Origin of the sequence: Sphingomonas sp. MMS24-J13, assembly GCF_044905095.1 — a bacterium.
In the GTDB taxonomy this organism is placed as follows: domain Bacteria; phylum Pseudomonadota; class Alphaproteobacteria; order Sphingomonadales; family Sphingomonadaceae; genus Sphingomonas_I.
Genome location: NZ_CP173258.1, coordinates 1782921 through 1798673 on the forward strand (window position 1 = coordinate 1782921; position 15753 = coordinate 1798673).

At 65.8% G+C, this 15753-nt stretch carries 13 protein-coding genes; 10 read left to right on the forward strand and 3 right to left on the reverse strand.

The features are described 5' to 3' along the window. The first annotated feature begins 115 nt into the window (after window positions 1–115). The 3 genes from AB4Z44_RS08435 to AB4Z44_RS08445 all read left to right on the forward strand — a co-directional run bounded on the left by AB4Z44_RS08435 (window position 116) and on the right by AB4Z44_RS08445 (window position 2670). The gene (locus tag AB4Z44_RS08435) at window positions 116–643 is read left to right on the forward strand and encodes a DUF2141 domain-containing protein (RefSeq protein WP_404713601.1); all 528 of its coding nucleotides are present in this window, start codon (window positions 116–118) and stop codon (window positions 641–643) included. Between the two features lie 13 nt (window positions 644–656). Continuing rightward, entirely contained in the window at window positions 657–1640 is a 984-nt protein-coding gene (locus AB4Z44_RS08440; protein ID WP_404713602.1) for a diacylglycerol/lipid kinase family protein, read from the forward strand. 103 nt (window positions 1641–1743) lie between these two features. Then, window positions 1744–2670: a hypothetical protein gene (locus AB4Z44_RS08445; RefSeq protein WP_404713603.1), complete on the forward strand. Its 927-nt coding sequence runs from the start codon at window positions 1744–1746 to the stop codon at window positions 2668–2670. 39 nt (window positions 2671–2709) lie between these two features. Here AB4Z44_RS08445 and AB4Z44_RS08450 read toward each other — a convergent pair whose 3' ends face one another. After that, window positions 2710–4836: a S9 family peptidase gene (locus AB4Z44_RS08450; protein WP_404713604.1), complete on the reverse strand. Its 2127-nt coding sequence runs from the start codon at window positions 4834–4836 to the stop codon at window positions 2710–2712. Window positions 4837–4940: 104 nt separating this feature from the next. On the opposite strand from AB4Z44_RS08450, the gene AB4Z44_RS08455 reads away from it, so the two are divergent. Together AB4Z44_RS08455 and AB4Z44_RS08460 are read left to right on the forward strand one after the other, a co-directional pair. After that, window positions 4941–7112 (forward strand): primosomal protein N', encoded by a 2172-nt coding sequence (locus AB4Z44_RS08455; protein WP_404713605.1) that lies wholly within the window; start codon window positions 4941–4943, stop codon window positions 7110–7112. A 329-nt stretch (window positions 7113–7441) separates the two neighbouring features. Next, on the forward strand, window positions 7442–7957 hold the full coding sequence (locus AB4Z44_RS08460) for a cupin domain-containing protein (protein ID WP_404713606.1): 516 nt from the start codon (window positions 7442–7444) through the stop codon (window positions 7955–7957). Here AB4Z44_RS08460 and AB4Z44_RS08465 read toward each other — a convergent pair. Next, window positions 7905–9131, reverse strand: coding sequence for a hypothetical protein (locus tag AB4Z44_RS08465; RefSeq protein WP_404713607.1), 1227 nt, complete (start codon window positions 9129–9131; stop codon window positions 7905–7907). The genes AB4Z44_RS08460 and AB4Z44_RS08465 overlap by 53 nt on opposite strands. A gap of 115 nt (window positions 9132–9246) precedes the next feature. Beyond that, window positions 9247–10281 carry a bifunctional DNA-binding transcriptional regulator/O6-methylguanine-DNA methyltransferase Ada gene (gene ada, locus AB4Z44_RS08470; protein ID WP_404713608.1) on the reverse strand — a complete coding sequence of 345 codons (1035 nt, stop codon included), beginning with the start codon at window positions 10279–10281 and terminating at the stop codon, window positions 9247–9249. Between the two features lie 298 nt (window positions 10282–10579). Here ada and AB4Z44_RS08475 point away from each other — a divergent pair, with 298 nt between their 5' ends. From AB4Z44_RS08475 to AB4Z44_RS08495, 5 genes are all read left to right on the forward strand, one after another. Further along, window positions 10580–11134, forward strand: a complete 555-nt coding sequence (locus tag AB4Z44_RS08475) for a F0F1 ATP synthase subunit delta (RefSeq protein WP_404713609.1) — start codon at window positions 10580–10582, stop codon at window positions 11132–11134. Between the two features lie 2 nt (window positions 11135–11136). After that, window positions 11137–12666: a F0F1 ATP synthase subunit alpha gene (gene atpA, locus AB4Z44_RS08480; RefSeq protein ID WP_404713610.1), complete on the forward strand. Its 1530-nt coding sequence runs from the start codon at window positions 11137–11139 to the stop codon at window positions 12664–12666. Between the two features lie 160 nt (window positions 12667–12826). Next, the gene (locus tag AB4Z44_RS08485) at window positions 12827–13708 is read left to right on the forward strand and encodes a F0F1 ATP synthase subunit gamma (protein ID WP_404713611.1); all 882 of its coding nucleotides are present in this window, start codon (window positions 12827–12829) and stop codon (window positions 13706–13708) included. A 26-nt stretch (window positions 13709–13734) separates the two neighbouring features. After that, entirely contained in the window at window positions 13735–15198 is a 1464-nt protein-coding gene (gene atpD / locus AB4Z44_RS08490; RefSeq protein ID WP_404713612.1) for a F0F1 ATP synthase subunit beta, read from the forward strand. Window positions 15199–15320: 122 nt separating this feature from the next. Beyond that, window positions 15321–15584 carry an ATP synthase F1 subunit epsilon gene (locus tag AB4Z44_RS08495; protein WP_404713613.1) on the forward strand — a complete coding sequence of 88 codons (264 nt, stop codon included), beginning with the start codon at window positions 15321–15323 and terminating at the stop codon, window positions 15582–15584. Window positions 15585–15753 lie beyond the last annotated feature (169 nt).

Here is a 15753-nt window from a genome sequence, read left to right on the forward strand (position 1 = left end):
GCCGACGCTCCCTCACCATGTTCTGGCCGCAATCGCAACCGATGTCTCGAACCAACGGGGCGTGTTCCGCCCGGCGGGGTTTGCCGGGCCTATAGCTTCCGGGAGTCGTGAGGTCATGTCGAAACTGATTGCCAGCCTGATGATCGGTGCGGGAGCGCTGATAACGCCCTGTGCGCCGGCGGCGGCGATCGTGCTCGGGCCGCATGCGGCCGCTTGCGAAGCCTCGGGCAAGCCCGCCCTGCTGGTCAAGGTGGTGGGCCTCAAGGCACGCACCGGGCTGATCCGGGTGCAGACCTACGGCGGCGATCCGGCGCATTATTTCGACAAGGGCAGCTATATCGAACGCGTCGAAGTGCCCACGCCGGCGACCGGTACGGTCGAAATCTGCATGCCGGTGCCTCGCACCGGCGCCTATGCGATTTCGGTGCGGCACGACGTCAGCGGGCATGGCGGCAGCACCGATCTGACGGACGGTGGCGGCATGTCGGGCAACCCCAGCATCTCGCTGATGGACGTCATGTTCAAACGCCGCCCCTCGCCCGTCCAGGTGCAGGTCCAGGTGGAAAACGGGGTCAAGCCCGTTCCGATCGTCATGAATTATGTGCGCGGCGGGGGCTTCGGCCCCATCCCGAACGCACGCTGATCAAGGCAGGTTGATGGTTCGTATCGCCCTTCTGTCCAATCCCCGCTCGACGGGCAATCGGGCGATCCTGCCGCGTATCAGGAGCTTTTGCGCGAACCACCCGGAAATCTTCCATTACGAGGTGGAGCATGTCGACCAGATCGGCGCCGCGCTGCGTACGATCGCCCGGGTCGAGCCCCGCGTGCTCGTCATCAACGGTGGCGACGGCACCGTCCAGGCGACCTTGACCGAGCTTTACGACAGCGATTTCTTCCGCGGCGCGCCGCCGCCGGTGGCGGTGCTGCCCAACGGCAAGACCAATCTGATCGCACTCGATCTCGGCGCGACCGGCGATCCGATCGAGGCGCTCGCGCGCGTGCTCGAACTCGCGAAGGGCGATCTGGCCGAGCATGTCGTGACGCGCGAACTGATCGCGCTCAGCCACGAGCCGGACGGCATGACCGACAGCCTCAGGCCGGTGATCGGGATGTTCCTCGGCGGCGCGGGCCTGGCCGAGGTGATGCTGTACTGCCGGAACAAGATCTACCCGCTCGGCCTGCCGAACTGGCTCAGCCACGCGCTGGCGGCGATGGCGCTGCTGGTGACTTTGGTGCTCGGGCTGCGTGCGGCTTTCCTGCCGCTCAAGGCGCAGCCGGTGAAGGTCTCGCTGATTCGCCAGGGCGAGCTCCATGGCCGCTTCTCGCTGCTGATCGTGACGACCTTGCGCAAATTGCTGCTGGGATCGTCGATCGCCAATGGATCGCGCACCGGCGCACTCCAGTTGATGGTGATCGATCAGAATCCCTGGGCGCTGTTGCGGGCGCTGTTCGCGGGCCTGTTCGGCCGGCTCGGCAACGGGCTCGTGCGCGGCGTGCATTTCGGCCGTGGCGACGAGATCCGGATCGAGGGCGATCGTTCGAGCGTGATCCTCGACGGCGAACTGTTCCAGGCCAATACCGGCCGGCCGATCATCCTGCGCCAGACCAGCCCCCTGCCGTTCGTCCGCCTGGCTGCCTGATCCACCGTCAGCAGGCGTTGATCCCTATACGCGCCGACTTGATCGGAAATGGTGCGATTCCCGCTCCTGACTCTCGCGCGCATCAAGGTTAAGATACTTTGTCATGGCCGACGCACTCCAGACCCTCGTCGCCGCCGAACTCTCCCAGCCTGTAAATCCTCGCGTCGGGGCGATGGCGGCCGCGATCGCGGCACGCCATCCCGGCGCGCGCGCGGTCCTGTTCTACGGCTCCTGCCTGCGCGAAACGCGATACGAAGGGCTGATGCTCGATTTCTATCTGATCGTGGCCGATTATGCGGCGGCGTTCGCGCAGAAGTGGCTGGCCACCGCCAACCGCCTCATCCCGCCCAACGTCTTTCCGTTCGAGCATGATGGCCTGATCGCCAAATATGCGGTCCTGTCGGAGAAGGATTTCGCCCGGCTGGCGTCGGGTTCGACCCGCAACGTTTCGGTCTGGGCGCGCTTCGCCCAGCCGTCGCGCCTCGCATGGGCCGCAGACGAGGCCGCACGATCGGCCACCACGGCAGCCGTAGCGCGCTGTGCGCCTGCATTGCTGGCCGCCGCTCGCCCGTGCATCGCGGATGCGCTGGAGCCGCTGGACCTGTGGCGCCGCGCCTTCGCACTCACCTATGCTGCCGAACTGCGCGCCGAGCGCAAGAACCGCGCCGGATCGGTGGTCGATGCCGATCCCGACCGCTACCGCGCCTTCACCTTTCCCGCGCTCGCGGAAGCCGGACTGGCCGCGCACCTGGTCAACGGCCGGCTGGTGTTCAACCACACGCTGTCGTCGGCCGAGCGCGCCGCCGGCAAACGCGCCTGGGCGCGGCGCAGCCGCGAGGGCAAGGCCCTCACGTTGCTGCGATTGGCCAAGGCCAGCGCGACCTATGCCGGCGGGCTCGATTATCTCGCCTGGAAGATCAGCCGCCATTCGGGCCAGCCGATCGAGATCAAGCCATGGCAGCGGAAGTGGCCGATCGTGGGGGCGCTGACGTTATTGCCGAGGCTGATCGTGAAGGGCGCGGTGCGATAAACCTGAAAGCCCTCTCCCGAACGGGAGAGGGAATTTAGACTAACCCACCGGTCCTTCACCGGCCTTGGGCGCATCCTTCAGATAATGCGCCAGCCAGCTGCGCACCTCCTTGTAGAATTGGCGACTGTCTTCCGGCTTCAGGATCCAGTGCCACGCGTCCGGCCAGACCAGCAGCCGGCTCGGCACCTTCTGCCGCTGGATCGTCGACCAGGCCTCGAGCGTGTTGCCGATTGGGACGCGATAATCGCGCTCGCCGATCGAGAAGAGGATCGGGGTCTGCCATTTGTCGCCATAGGTGATCGGGCTCTGCGCGCGCCACACCGGGTTGTTCTCCCACGGCGGGCCACCGTTGTTTACTTCGCGCTGATAGTTGAAGTCGCTCTCGCCCCATTGGGTGGTGAGATCGACTTCGCCGGCATGGCTCACCAGGCATTTGAAGCGCGTCGTCGTCGCCTCCAGCCAGTTGGTGAGGTGGCCGCCATAGCTGGCGCCGCCGGCGCACATGCGCGTACCGTCGATAAACGAATAGCGCTTGAGCGCCTCGTCGACCGCCTGGTTGATCTCCTCGCCCGGTGTCTTGAGCGGATCCAGCTTGATCGCCTGGGCGAACTTCTCGCCGAAGGTCGTCGATCCGGTATAATCGGTCATCAGCAGGACGTAGCCGTCGGCCGCGAGCAGATGGTAATTCCAGCGCAGGCTGATCTGATCGGGATTGTAGCTCGCCGCCCCGCCGTGGATGAACACCAGCAACGGATATTTCCTCGCCGGATCGAAGTTCGGCGGCAGGACGATCATGTTGTGGATGTCGCGGCCGAGCGCGCTCTTGAACCAGAAATGCTGTGGCGGCTGCCAGTCGATCGTCGCCGCGAAGGCCGTATCGACATTGGTGAGATTGGTGTGCTTCCGCTGGGCCGGATCGATCCGCACCACCTCGGCCGGGTTCACCGAACTGCCATATTGCGCGATCAGTTCGAGGCCTTTGGCCTTCGCCGGGATCGACAGGCTGGTATAGCCGCCCACTTTCGGCGCGACGATCTCCTCGGGCTTCCCACCCGCGATCGGGACCTTGTAGAGATTGGTGCGCGCTTCCTCGGCCACCAGCAGCCATGCGGTCTTGCTGTCGTTCGAGGGAACGAAGCCGGTCACCATCTTGTCGAAGCCCGGCGTGACCGGCGCAATCGCGCCGCCCGCCGGCCACGCAACCTTGCTGACGCGTGACAGATCATACACTTGCTCGCTCTGCTTCGCATATTGGAACAGGAGCGTCTTGCCGTCCTCGGTGAAGACCGGATCGCCATAATCGCCCTTGATATCGCTCACCGGCCGGGGCTCGCCGCCATCGGCGGGCATGCGGAAGAGCTGGAAGCCGACATTGGCGAAGGCGGCGTTCCAGCGTTCGGTGGTGGCGATGAACACCACCTCCCTGCCGTCGGCACTCCAGATCGGCGAGAGCGACATGCCCCCCTCGCCCACATTCCCGCCCGAGAAACCGGGGCTTCTGGCGAGCGCGGTTGGCGACAATATGTCCTTCGCGCCCGCGCCTTCGGCGAGCGGCTGGACGAAGATGGTCGGGCGTTTGTCGTCGAGCCACTGGTTCCAGTAGCGGACCGGAAAATGCTCGTAGACCCGCACATTATATTTGCGCGCCTTGCGATCCTCGGCGGCCTTCTTGTTGGCGGCATCGTCCATCGCGCCGGGATAGGCCATCGTCTCGTAGAGGATCGCCTGTCCGTCGGGGCGCCATTGCGGGCGCTCGGCGGCGGTCGCGCTGGCGGTCACCCGATGCGCCTCGCCGCCCCCGGCCACGTCGATGATGTAGATCTGCGCCTCGGCGTCGCCCTCGCGCTTGGCCGAGAAAGCGATCCTGCGGCTGTCGGGCGACCAGACCGGATCGCCTTCGCCACCCTTGGTATTGGTCAGCCGCCGGGGCGGCGCCGAGCCATCCGCCGGCACGATCCACAGGTCGCTGACCGCCTCGTCGGCCTTGTAGCTCGGCTCGTTGAGCGCATAGGCGACCCACTTGCCGTCCGGGCTGACGAACGGCGCGCCGACGCGTTTCATCATCCAGAGCTTTTCGTGCGTGAGCACGGCCTTGGCGGGCGCCTGCGCCTGAACCGCAGCCTGCACGAGACCGACGGTCAACGCCGCAGCCAGAATCCTTCTCATCGGGGAATCTCCAACGAACCTGTTGGGGCCCAGCCTAGCAAGCGTCACGCCGGGTGCAACGGCGGGGCTTTTCCTTTTCGGTCCGGCCATCCTACTTGGGGGCGATGAACAATCGCGCCCGCGTCCTCCTGCTCAATTCCGCGATCGGGCCGCTCGATTACCGGATTGATCGCGAGCACAAGGTCGAGCCCGGCTCGATCGTGCTTGCCCCACTCGGCCCCCGCCAGCTTGCCGGCGTGGTATGGGAGCCCGAGCACATGCCCTCGGACGCGGAGGTGGGGGACAATCGCCTCCGTCCGCTGCTCGGCGTGTACGATCTGCCGCCGCTCAAGCCGTCGCTGCGCCGCCTGATCGAGTGGACCGCGAATTATTATCTGGCGCCGCCCGCTGCCGTGTTGCGGATGGCGCTCGCCTCCGCCTCGGCGCTCGACGGGGCCAAGACGATCATCGAATATCGCGTCACCGGGCACGTCCCGCCGCGCCTCACGCCGCAGCGCCAGCAGGCGCTGGAACGGATCGAAAGCCGGCAGGGGCTGGTGCGCGAACTGGCCACGATCGCCGACGTTTCGGACGCCGTGATCCGCGGGCTGGTCAAGGCCGGTGCGATCGAGCCGGTCGAGGTCAGGGTCGATGATCCCTTCCCGGTGCCCGATCCGGATCACGGCCAGCCCGATCTGTCGTCCGAGCAAAAGGACGCTGCCGGCCGGCTGACCGAGGCCGTGCGCGATCGCGCCTTCGCCCCCATCCTGCTCGACGGCGTGACCGGGTCAGGCAAGACCGAAGTCTATTTCGAGGCCGTCGCCGAGGCGATCCGCGCCGGACGCCAGACGCTCGTGCTGCTGCCCGAGATCGCGCTGACCGAACCGTTCCTCAAGCGGTTCGCCGGCCGCTTCGGCTGTGCGCCGGTCGCCTGGCATTCGGACCTGCGCCAGTCGCAGCGCCGTCGCGCCTGGCGGGCCATCGCGTCCGGCGAGGCTTTGGTGACGGTCGGCGCGCGTTCGGCGCTGTTCCTGCCCTATCGCGATCTCGGGCTGATCGTGGTCGACGAAGCGCATGAATCGAGCTTCAAGCAGGAAGACGGCGTGATGTACCACGCTCGCGACGTCGCGGTGATGCGCGGCCATTTCGAGAGCATTCCCGTCATCCTCGCCTCGGCCACCCCGGCGATCGAAACCCGCCAGCAGGTCGCGCAAGGCCGCTACGAGGAGGTCAGGCTTCCTGCGCGCTTCGGCGGCGCGACCATGCCCGACATCGCCGTGATCGACATGACGCAGGACCGCCCCGATCGTGGCCGCTGGCTGGCGCCGACCTTGGTCGCCGCGGTCGGCGAGACGCTGGCGCGCGGCGAACAGGCTTTGCTGTTCCTCAATCGACGCGGTTATGCCCCGCTGACCCTGTGCCGCCATTGCGGCCACCGCTTCCAATGCCCCAATTGCACCGCGTGGCTGGTCGAGCATCGGCTGACCGCGCGCCTTGCCTGCCACCATTGCGGGCATGTCATGCCGCCGCCGCGCGCCTGCCCCGAATGCAAGGAGGAGGATGCGCTGGTGCCGTGCGGCCCCGGGGTCGAGCGGATCGCCGACGAAGTCGCCCTGCTCTTCCCCGACGCACGCACCGCGATCGTGACATCGGACACCTTGTGGTCGCCCGCCAAGGCGGCCGAATTCGTCAATCGCATGGAATCGGGCGAAATCGATATCGTCATCGGCACCCAATTGGTGACCAAGGGCTATCATTTCCCGAACCTCACCCTGGTTGGCGTGGTCGATGCCGATCTCGGCCTGTCGGGCGGCGACTTGCGCGCGGCGGAGCGCAGTTTCCAGCAGATCGCGCAGGTGGCCGGTCGCGCCGGGCGAGGCGCCAAGCCCGGCCGGGTCCTCGTCCAGACGCACGAGCCGGCAGCACCCGTCATTCGGGCGCTGGTTTCCGGCGACGCCGAGAGTTTCTACGCCGCCGAAACCGATGCGCGGCGCGTGGCGGGGGCGCCCCCCTTCGGCCGCTTCGCCGCGATCATCGTCAGTTCGGAGAATCTCGACGAGGCCGTCGCGACCGCCAAGGCGATCGGCCGGTCGGCACCGCGCGTCGAGGGCATGGAGGTCTATGGGCCAGCACCGGCTCCTCTCGCCATGCTGCGCGGCCGGCATCGCCAGCGCCTCCTGGTCCACGCGCGGCGAGCCCTCGATGTGCAGGACGTCATCCGCGCCTGGCTGGGCGAACTGGAATGGCCGCGCGGCGTGCGTGTCGCGGTCGACGTCGACCCCTACAATTTCCTGTAGAGCTCAGCCCTTCTCGGGAACGACGTCCTCGGGATGGTCAAGGTTCCTGGACGGCTTCACCCGCATTCTGCGCCGGCAGCGCGAACACTCCAAAGCAGTCCCATTCTTCGTGTCGCGCGCGACAAGCTTGAACGAGTGCCAGCCCAATAATCGGCAACGCAACGACATGGTCTTGTACTTCCCCGGACGTCAGCAAGCCTAGCCACGCCGACCTGGTTTTGACAGTCGGAATTTCCGAACCCTGATTGCTATATCAACGGAGCACCGCTCTGGCGTACCGGCATGGGTATTTCTATAGCGTGCTAATAAAATCGCACGGAGAGATCAGCATGGCCGGAAACAGAAGGCGCGTCGTTACCGGGCACGATGCTGCAGGCAAGTCGATCGTCCTGTCCGATGGTCCGCCGCCACAGCATCACACGATGCAGGGCGAGGCCGTCGGCGCCGATTTCATCGAGATCTGGAGCACCACCGAAACCGTCCCGACGCTGAACTCGCTGCCCGGATCGGAGCCCAACGAGCGGCCTTTCACGATCATGCCGCCCGCCGGCCACCTGCTCCGCCTCATCGACATCTACCCGCCTTCGCAGGGCGGGCATCGCACCGTCATGCACCGCACGAAGACGATGGATTACGTCATAGTGATCGAGGGCGAGATCGTGCTGGTGCTCGACGATAGCGAAGTCGTGCTGAAGCAGGGCGAAGCGGTGGTCCAGCGCGGCACCAACCATGCGTGGGAGAACAGGTCCGATGCGGTCACGCGCATGGCCTTCTTCCATATCGATGCCGAATTCAGTGCGGAGCTCCTCGCGAAGCTCCCTCAACCGCTGGAACTGATGCGCTGACCGCCTGCCACGGCTGGCGTTCGTAGGCGATCGTCCAGCCCGGCGGCAGATAATCGACCGACATGTAATAATAGAGCCGGCACGTATCGTCGCTCGAATTGCTGGCGCCTTTCATCAGGCCGAACGCCACCATCCCACTGAAGACCGGCCCGCCGCTATCGCCCTTGCCGCAATCCGGCCCGTTCACCGCGACCCAGGTGGGCGTGCACGGGCCGGCGCATAGATCACCCGGCGGGGCATAATCGACGAACTCGACGGTGGCGCAGCTATAGCCGGTTCGTTCGCCGCGGTGGCAGACGAAATCGCCGACCCGGGTGCTGTCGCGATTGCGCCAGCTCGATACGGGACGTGCCAGCGTCCGCTTCTTGTTGACCATGAACATCGGCTCCAGCGCCTCCGGCGCGCTGTGAATCTGCACGTCCTGATAGCCCGCGCCCCACGCACCGAGCATCTTCAGCGGCACATCGTCGCGATCCGGCTCGATCGAGGAGAGATTGTCGGGGCAATGCGCCGCGGTGCTGAGTGCGTATTGGGCGCCATCGGTGACGACGAAACCGGCGGTGCACAGATTGCGCTTCCCGCTTTCCGAATTCACCCCGATCACGCGGCCGCCCCCATCGAGCGACAGATTCTTGTCGACGCCGTTGAACGTGCGGATCTCGACGGGCACGCCCGTCAGTGTCGCGAATTTCTGCGCCAGCGCTGCCGGGCCCTGCTTCGAGGCGTCCGATGGCCGCACCATGACGACGAGGCTGCCCGTACGCGCATCGACCCCCATGCCCGGCGGGCCGGTCAGGTCAGCGCGAATCTCGGCCTGATGCGCGGTGATCGCGGCGAGGATCTGGCGGCGGGTCGCCTGCGCGCCGGTGCGGAAGACCACCGGGACGATCATGCCTCCGGCATCGATCGTGCGATCGGGGATCGGCGTGTCGCCGGTGAGCAGGATCGTGAGCCGATACGTGCCGTCATGATCGAAATACATGCCGGCCAGCCGATCGGCATAGCCTTTGGCGAGCGCATCGGTCGCCTGAACGCTTGCCTGCTGCGCGACGAGACGCCGCATCGCCTCTTCGACCCCGACATTGAACTGCTTGGCATATTCGGCGGCATCCTGAGCAAGCGCCTCATAAGGGCTCTGCACCGGCACCTGGGCCAGCGCCGGCAATGCAACCACGCTAAGGATCATCCATAAAATGAACCGCATACGTACCGATATCGTCCCGCTGGATGGCACTTTCCCGCTAGCAGAAAGAAGCTGAACGGGACCAGTCGGGGATATACCATAGGCGCTATGCGGTTCGGCGATTCAGCTCGCGCTCCAGCAATTTTTCTTTCACCGGCAGCCCATAAGCATAGCCGCCGAGGCTGCCATCGGCACGCTTCGCGCGATGACAGGGGATCAGCAGAGCCACCGGATTGGCGCCGCACGCCGATCCCGCCGCGCGCGCTGCACCGGGTTTGCCGGCACGCGCCGCGAGCGCCGCATAGCTCAACGTCTCGCCCGGCGGGATACGCGAGAGTTCGCGCCACACCGCCTGCTGGAAAGCCGTGCCCTGCACATCGAGCGGCAAATTCATCGCCCGACCGGGTTCGGTTACGAACGCCACCGCTTCTGCGAGCAATCCACCCAGTGCATCGCCGCCGGACTCGATCGTCGCATTGGGAAAATGCACGCGGAGCATCGCATCGTCGGGTTCGAAGGCCACACGGCAGATGCCACGTTCGGTCGCGGCGACCAGCAACGGGCCAAGGTCGGTGACGGCGACCGCCCAGCGGATCGTCTCGCCGCGCCCGCCCTCCCGCCACGCCGATGGCGTCATGCCGAGCCGATCGGGCACATCGGCATAGAAGCGCGCGGGCGCCGCATAGCCGGCATCGTACAACGCCTCGGTCACGCTGCCCGCCTCCCGCAGCGCGCGTTCGGCCCGGCGCGCGCGGGCAGCGCGAGCGTAGGCCGCCGGCGTAACACCGGTCGCCCGGCGGAAGATGCGGTGAAAATGGAAGGGGCTGTACCCCGCCGCATCGGCCAGCATATCGAGCGACGGCGGCTCCTCCGACGCATCGATCAGGGCGATGGCACGGGCGATACCGGCCTCGTCGGCGGCGATGTCGTCGGGTCGGCAGCGCAGACAGGCGCGCAGTCCGGTCGCGCGCGCAGCGGCGCCGTCGATGAAGAAGCGCACATTCTCGCGCCTGGGATGCCGCGCGGCGCAGGACGGGCGGCAATAGATGCCGGTCGTGAGCACGCCGGTCACGAAACGGCCATCGGCCTGCCGGTCACGCGCCAGCACCGATCGCCATGCCGCATCATCGTCTATCGTCATCGCCTGGGTCATGACGTATCTATAAGGGGCCCGCCACACGGTCGGCATCCCGCCGCTTGCTCTCAAAGCCACCGGTAGCGCAATAACGGTTTCTCCCGACAACGCTCATTCAAGTCACTCATCGTCAAGATGAAAGCAGTGGGAACGGATCGCTCAAGAAGTGACGTCTGCCAAACTTGCATATGTGACACCTCCCTGCTAACCGCGCCTCGACCGAAGCGGGGGGCCTTAGGCCGCCTCTGCTTTTGCTTCGCCCTTATCCCGGCGGGGCACCACACAATCAGGGGAATGCAAGCGCGTGGAGTATTCCGGCGGCATACAGGCAAGTCTTAGCGGTCGCTACGCCACCGCCTTGTTCGAGTTGGCCCGCAATGAGAACAAGCTCGACGCTGTCGGTCAGAGCCTCGCTGCGTTGAAGCAGGCGCTCGCCGAATCGGCCGATTTGAGCGCTCTCGTCGCAAGCCCGCTGATCAGCCGCGAGGACGCCGGCAAGGCGATTTCGGCGGTGTCCTCCTCGATCGGCATCGATCCGCTCACCGCCAATTTCCTGGGCGTGCTCGCCAAGAATCGGCGCCTGGGTGCGCTTTCCGCAATCATCCGCGATTTCACGACGCTGTCGGCACGCCATCGCGGCGAAACCACCGCGCAGGTCGTCTCGGCGCATGCGCTCGACGACAATCAGATGGCGACGCTCAAGACCCGGCTGAAGTCGATGGTGGGCAGCGAAGTCTCGGTCGATGCATCGGTCGATCCATCCATTCTCGGCGGGCTGATCGTCCGCCTCGGCAGCCGTCAGATCGACGGCTCCATCCGTACCAAATTGAACGCACTCGCGACTGCGATGAAAGGCTGAACATGGAAATCCGCGCCGCAGAAATCTCGAAGGTCATCCGTGACCAGATCGCCAGCTTCGGCACCGAAGCCGAAGTGTCCGAGGTCGGCCAGGTGCTGTCCGTCGGCGACGGCATCGCGCGCATCCACGGCCTCGACAACGTCCAGGCCGGCGAGATGGTCGCCTTCGCCAATGGCGTGCAGGGCATGGCGCTCAACCTCGAGGCCGACAATGTCGGCGTCGTGATCTTCGGCTCTGACTCGGAGATCAAGGAAGGCGACGTCGTCAAGCGCACGGGCACGATCGTGGACGTTCCCGTCGGCAAGGAACTGCTCGGCCGCGTGGTCGACGGCCTCGGCAATCCGATCGACGGCAAGGGCCCGATCGCCACGACCCAGCGCAGCCGCGTCGAGGTCAAGGCGCCCGGCATCATCCCGCGCATGTCGGTGCACGAGCCGGTGCAGACCGGCCTCAAGGCGCTCGACGCGCTCGTTCCCGTCGGCCGTGGCCAGCGCGAGCTGATCATCGGCGATCGCCAGACCGGCAAGTCGGCCGTCGCGATCGACACCTTCATCAACCAGAAGGAATCGCACAAGGGCACCGACGAGAGCAAGAAGCTCTACTGCATCTACGTCGCGATCGGCCAGAAGCGCTCGACCGTGGCGCAGCTCGTCCGCACGCTCGAAGAGAATGGCGCGATGGAATATTCCATCGTCGTCGCCGCGACCGCGTCGGAGCCGGCGCCGCTGCAGTTCCTCGCCCCCTATACCGGCTGCGCGATGGGCGAATATTTCCGCGACAACGGCATGCACGCCGTCATCGTCTATGACGATCTGTCCAAGCAGGCCGTCGCCTACCGCCAGATGTCGCTTTTGCTGCGCCGTCCGCCGGGCCGCGAAGCCTATCCGGGCGACGTCTTCTATCTTCACTCGCGCCTGCTCGAGCGCGCCGCGAAGATGAACAAGGACAATGGCGCCGGGTCGCTCACCGCGCTGCCGATCATCGAGACCCAGGCGGGCGACGTGTCGGCCTACATCCCGACCAACGTGATCTCGATCACCGACGGCCAGATCTTCCTCGAGACCGACCTGTTCTATCAGGGCATCCGCCCGGCCATCAACGTCGGCCTGTCGGTGTCGCGCGTCGGCTCGGCCGCGCAGACCAAGGCGATGAAGAAGGTCGCCGGCTCGATCAAGCTGGAGCTGGCCCAGTATCGCGAAATGGCGGCCTTCGCGCAGTTCGGCTCGGATCTCGACGCCTCGACCCAGCGCCTGCTCAACCGCGGCGCGCGCCTGACCGAGCTGCTCAAGCAGGCCCAGTTCAGCCCCCTGCCCTTCGAGGAACAGGTCGCGTCGATCTTCGCCGGCACCAATGGCTATATCGACACGATCCCGGTCAACGCGGTCGTCCGCTACGAGACCGCGATGCTGGCCTATATGCGCTCCGATCATGCCGACGTGCTCGGCGCGATCCGCGACAGCAAGGATCTGGGCGACGACACCAAGGCCAAGCTGAAGGCCGCGCTCGACAGCTTCGCCAAGACGTTCGCTTAAGCTTTCGTCGCCCCTGCACGGGCCCCTGCAAAGTAGTACTTTGCAGGGAACCCGCTTAGGCAGGGGCCCATGTCTCTCGCCGCTTGGCGATGGCATATGTGGTTAGAGAGATAGGCCCCTGCCTCCGCAGGGGCGACGATGTAGGAAGAGACAGGGAAGAATGGCCAGTCTCAAGGCACTCAAGGTCCGCATCACCTCGGTGAAGTCGACCCAGAAGATTACCCGGGCGATGAAGACCGTCGCCGCCGCCAAGCTGCGCCGTGCGACCGAAGCGGCCGTCGCCGGCCGCCCTTATGCCGAGCGGCTCGAGGCCGTGATGGCGAGCCTGGCGTCCAAGGTCACCGTCGGCCCGGAAAGCCCGAAATTGCTCGCCGGCACCGGCAGCGATGCGCGTCACCTGATCGTCGTCGCCACCTCCGAGCGTGGTCTCGCGGGCGGCTTCAACACGAACATCGTTCGCGCCGCGCGGATCAAGGCCGAGGAATTGCTGGCAGCGGGCAAGGCCGTCCGCTTCTATATCGCCGGCCGCAAGGGCCGCGCGCCGATCCGCCGCTTCTATCCGGGCATGATCGCGGTCGATCACGACATGAGCCATGTGAAGTCGGCGGCCTTTGCCGAGGCGCAGACGATCGCGCAGGATCTGATCGCGCGGTTCGACGCCGGCGAGTTCGACGTCGTGCACCTGATCTATTCGACCTTCCGCTCGGCGCTCGTGCAGGTGCCCACGGTCGTCCAGCTCATCCCCGCCGCCGTGCCGACCACCGGCGCCGCGACCGAGGGCGCTTCGGCCGCCGTCGAATATGAGCCCGACGAGGAATCGATCCTGGCCGATCTGCTGCCGCGCAACGTTGCGATCCAGATCTACCGCGCACAGCTCGAGAATCAGGCCGGCTTCTACGCCTCGCAGATGACCGCGATGGACAATGCGACGCGCAATGCCGGCGACATGATCAATCGCCTCACCGTTCAATATAACCGCACCCGCCAGGCCGCGATCACGACCGAGCTGGTGGAAATCATCTCGGGCGCCGAAGCGCTCTAAGCAGACACGAAGGCAAGGACGAACCCATGGCAACCGCCCCAGCAATCTCCTTCGGCACGAATAATACGGGCCGCATCAGCCAGGTCATCGGCGCCGTCGTCGACGTGGCCTTCGACGGCGAACTGCCGGCGATCCTGTCCGCGCTCGAGACGCGCAACGGCAACAACCGTCTCGTCCTGGAGGTTGCCCAGCACCTCGGCGAGGGCACGGTCCGCACGATCGCGATGGACTCGACCGAGGGCCTGACCCGCGGCCAGGAAGTGACCGACACCGGCTCGCAGATCCGCGTTCCGGTCGGCCCGCGCACGCTCGGCCGCATCCTCAACGTCATCGGCGAACCGATCGACGAGCGTGGCCCGGTCGATACCGACCTGCGCGCCCCGATCCACGCCAAGGCCCCCGACTTCGTCGACCAGTCGACCGAAGCCTCGATCCTCGTCACCGGCATCAAGGTGATCGATCTGCTCGCGCCTTATGCGCGCGGCGGCAAGATCGGCCTGTTCGGCGGCGCCGGCGTCGGCAAGACCGTGCTGATCCAGGAGCTGATCAACAACATTGCCAAGGGCCATGGCGGCGTGTCGGTGTTCGCGGGCGTCGGCGAGCGGACCCGCGAGGGCAACGATCTCTATCACGAATTCCTCGACGCCGGCGTCATCGCCAAGGATGCCGACGGCAACCCGACGCCGGAGGGCTCGAAGGTGAGCCTCGTATTCGGCCAGATGAACGAGCCGCCGGGCGCGCGTGCTCGCGTCGCGCTCTCGGGCCTCGCCAATGCGGAATATTTCCGCGACGTCGAGGGCCAGGACGTGCTGTTCTTCGTCGACAACATCTTCCGCTTCACCCAGGCGGGTTCGGAAGTGTCCGCGCTGCTCGGCCGTATTCCTTCGGCCGTGGGCTACCAGCCGACGCTCTCGACCGACATGGGCGCGCTGCAGGAGCGCATCACCTCGACCAACAAGGGCTCGATCACCTCGGTGCAGGCGATCTACGTCCCCGCGGACGACTTGACCGATCCGGCGCCCGCGACCTCGTTCGCCCACTTGGACGCGACGACGACCCTGAACCGCGCCATCTCCGAGCTCGGCATCTACCCCGCGGTCGATCCGCTCGATTCGACCAGCCGCGTGCTGACGCCCGCGGTCGTCGGCCAGGAGCATTACGATACGGCGCGCGCCGTCCAGGAAGTGCTGCAGAAGTACAAGTCGCTGCAGGACATCATCGCGATCCTGGGCATGGACGAGCTTTCGGAAGAGGATAAGCTCACCGTCAGCCGCGCCCGCAAGATCCAGCGCTTCCTCAGCCAGCCGTTCCACGTCGCCGAGGTCTTCACCGGCATCGCGGGCAAGTTCGTGCAGGTCGAGGATACGGTCCGCTCGTTCAAGGAAGTCGTCGAAGGCAAGCATGACGCCCTGCCCGAATCGGCCTTCTACATGGTCGGCGGCATCGACGAGGCAATCGCCAAGGCCAAGAAGCTGGCCGAAGCCGCGTAAGCAATAAAGCCCTCTCCCCTTCAGGGGAGAGGGTTGGGAGAGGGGCCTATAATCCACCTCACCCACAGCCCCCTCTCCCCGGCCCTCTCCCCTGAAGGGGAGAGGGAGAAGGTTTAAGCAAGATGGCACTGCATTTCGAACTGGTCACGCCCGAGAAACTGGTCCGCTCGGAGCAGGTCTATATGGTGGTCGTCCCCGGAACCGAGGGCGATTTCGGCGTGCTCGAAGGGCATGCGCCGGTGATGTCGGTGATCCGTCCGGGCGAACTCACCGTCTTTTCGAGCCTGAACACGGTCGTCTCGCGCATCCGCATCGAGGGCGGATTTGCCGAGGTTAACGAGCGCGGCCTGACCGTGCTGGCCGAAGCGGTGACCGAAGCCGCATAAACCCGACAAGCCGTTCGTCCCGAGCGAAGTCGAGGGACGTTCCGCGCCAACGTGTCTCGACTTCGCTCGACACGAACGGTTCAGATCAAACGTTCGATGCTCGATAGCCGCCTCCCCAGCTCACGGTTAAACCCTTCTAAAACTTTCGCTCCTATCCACCACGCAAGTC

Excerpts from the sequence above, each read along its gene's own strand:
- ada (WP_404713608.1), bottom strand. The coding sequence starts at position 10,281 with ATGACGATAGACGATGATGCGGCATGGCGATCGGTGCTGGCGCGTGAC.
- AB4Z44_RS08440 (WP_404713602.1), top strand. The coding sequence starts at position 657 with ATGGTTCGTATCGCCCTTCTGTCCAATCCCCGCTCGACGGGCAATCGG.
- atpD (WP_404713612.1), top strand. The coding sequence starts at position 13,735 with ATGGCAACCGCCCCAGCAATCTCCTTCGGCACGAATAATACGGGCCGC.
- AB4Z44_RS08485 (WP_404713611.1), top strand. The coding sequence starts at position 12,827 with ATGGCCAGTCTCAAGGCACTCAAGGTCCGCATCACCTCGGTGAAGTCG.
- AB4Z44_RS08495 (WP_404713613.1), top strand. The coding sequence starts at position 15,321 with ATGGCACTGCATTTCGAACTGGTCACGCCCGAGAAACTGGTCCGCTCG.
- AB4Z44_RS08450 (WP_404713604.1), bottom strand. The coding sequence starts at position 4,836 with ATGAGAAGGATTCTGGCTGCGGCGTTGACCGTCGGTCTCGTGCAGGCT.
- AB4Z44_RS08460 (WP_404713606.1), top strand. The coding sequence starts at position 7,442 with ATGGCCGGAAACAGAAGGCGCGTCGTTACCGGGCACGATGCTGCAGGC.
- AB4Z44_RS08455 (WP_404713605.1), top strand. The coding sequence starts at position 4,941 with ATGAACAATCGCGCCCGCGTCCTCCTGCTCAATTCCGCGATCGGGCCG.
- AB4Z44_RS08435 (WP_404713601.1), top strand. The coding sequence starts at position 116 with ATGTCGAAACTGATTGCCAGCCTGATGATCGGTGCGGGAGCGCTGATA.
- AB4Z44_RS08445 (WP_404713603.1), top strand. The coding sequence starts at position 1,744 with ATGGCCGACGCACTCCAGACCCTCGTCGCCGCCGAACTCTCCCAGCCT.
- atpA (WP_404713610.1), top strand. The coding sequence starts at position 11,137 with ATGGAAATCCGCGCCGCAGAAATCTCGAAGGTCATCCGTGACCAGATC.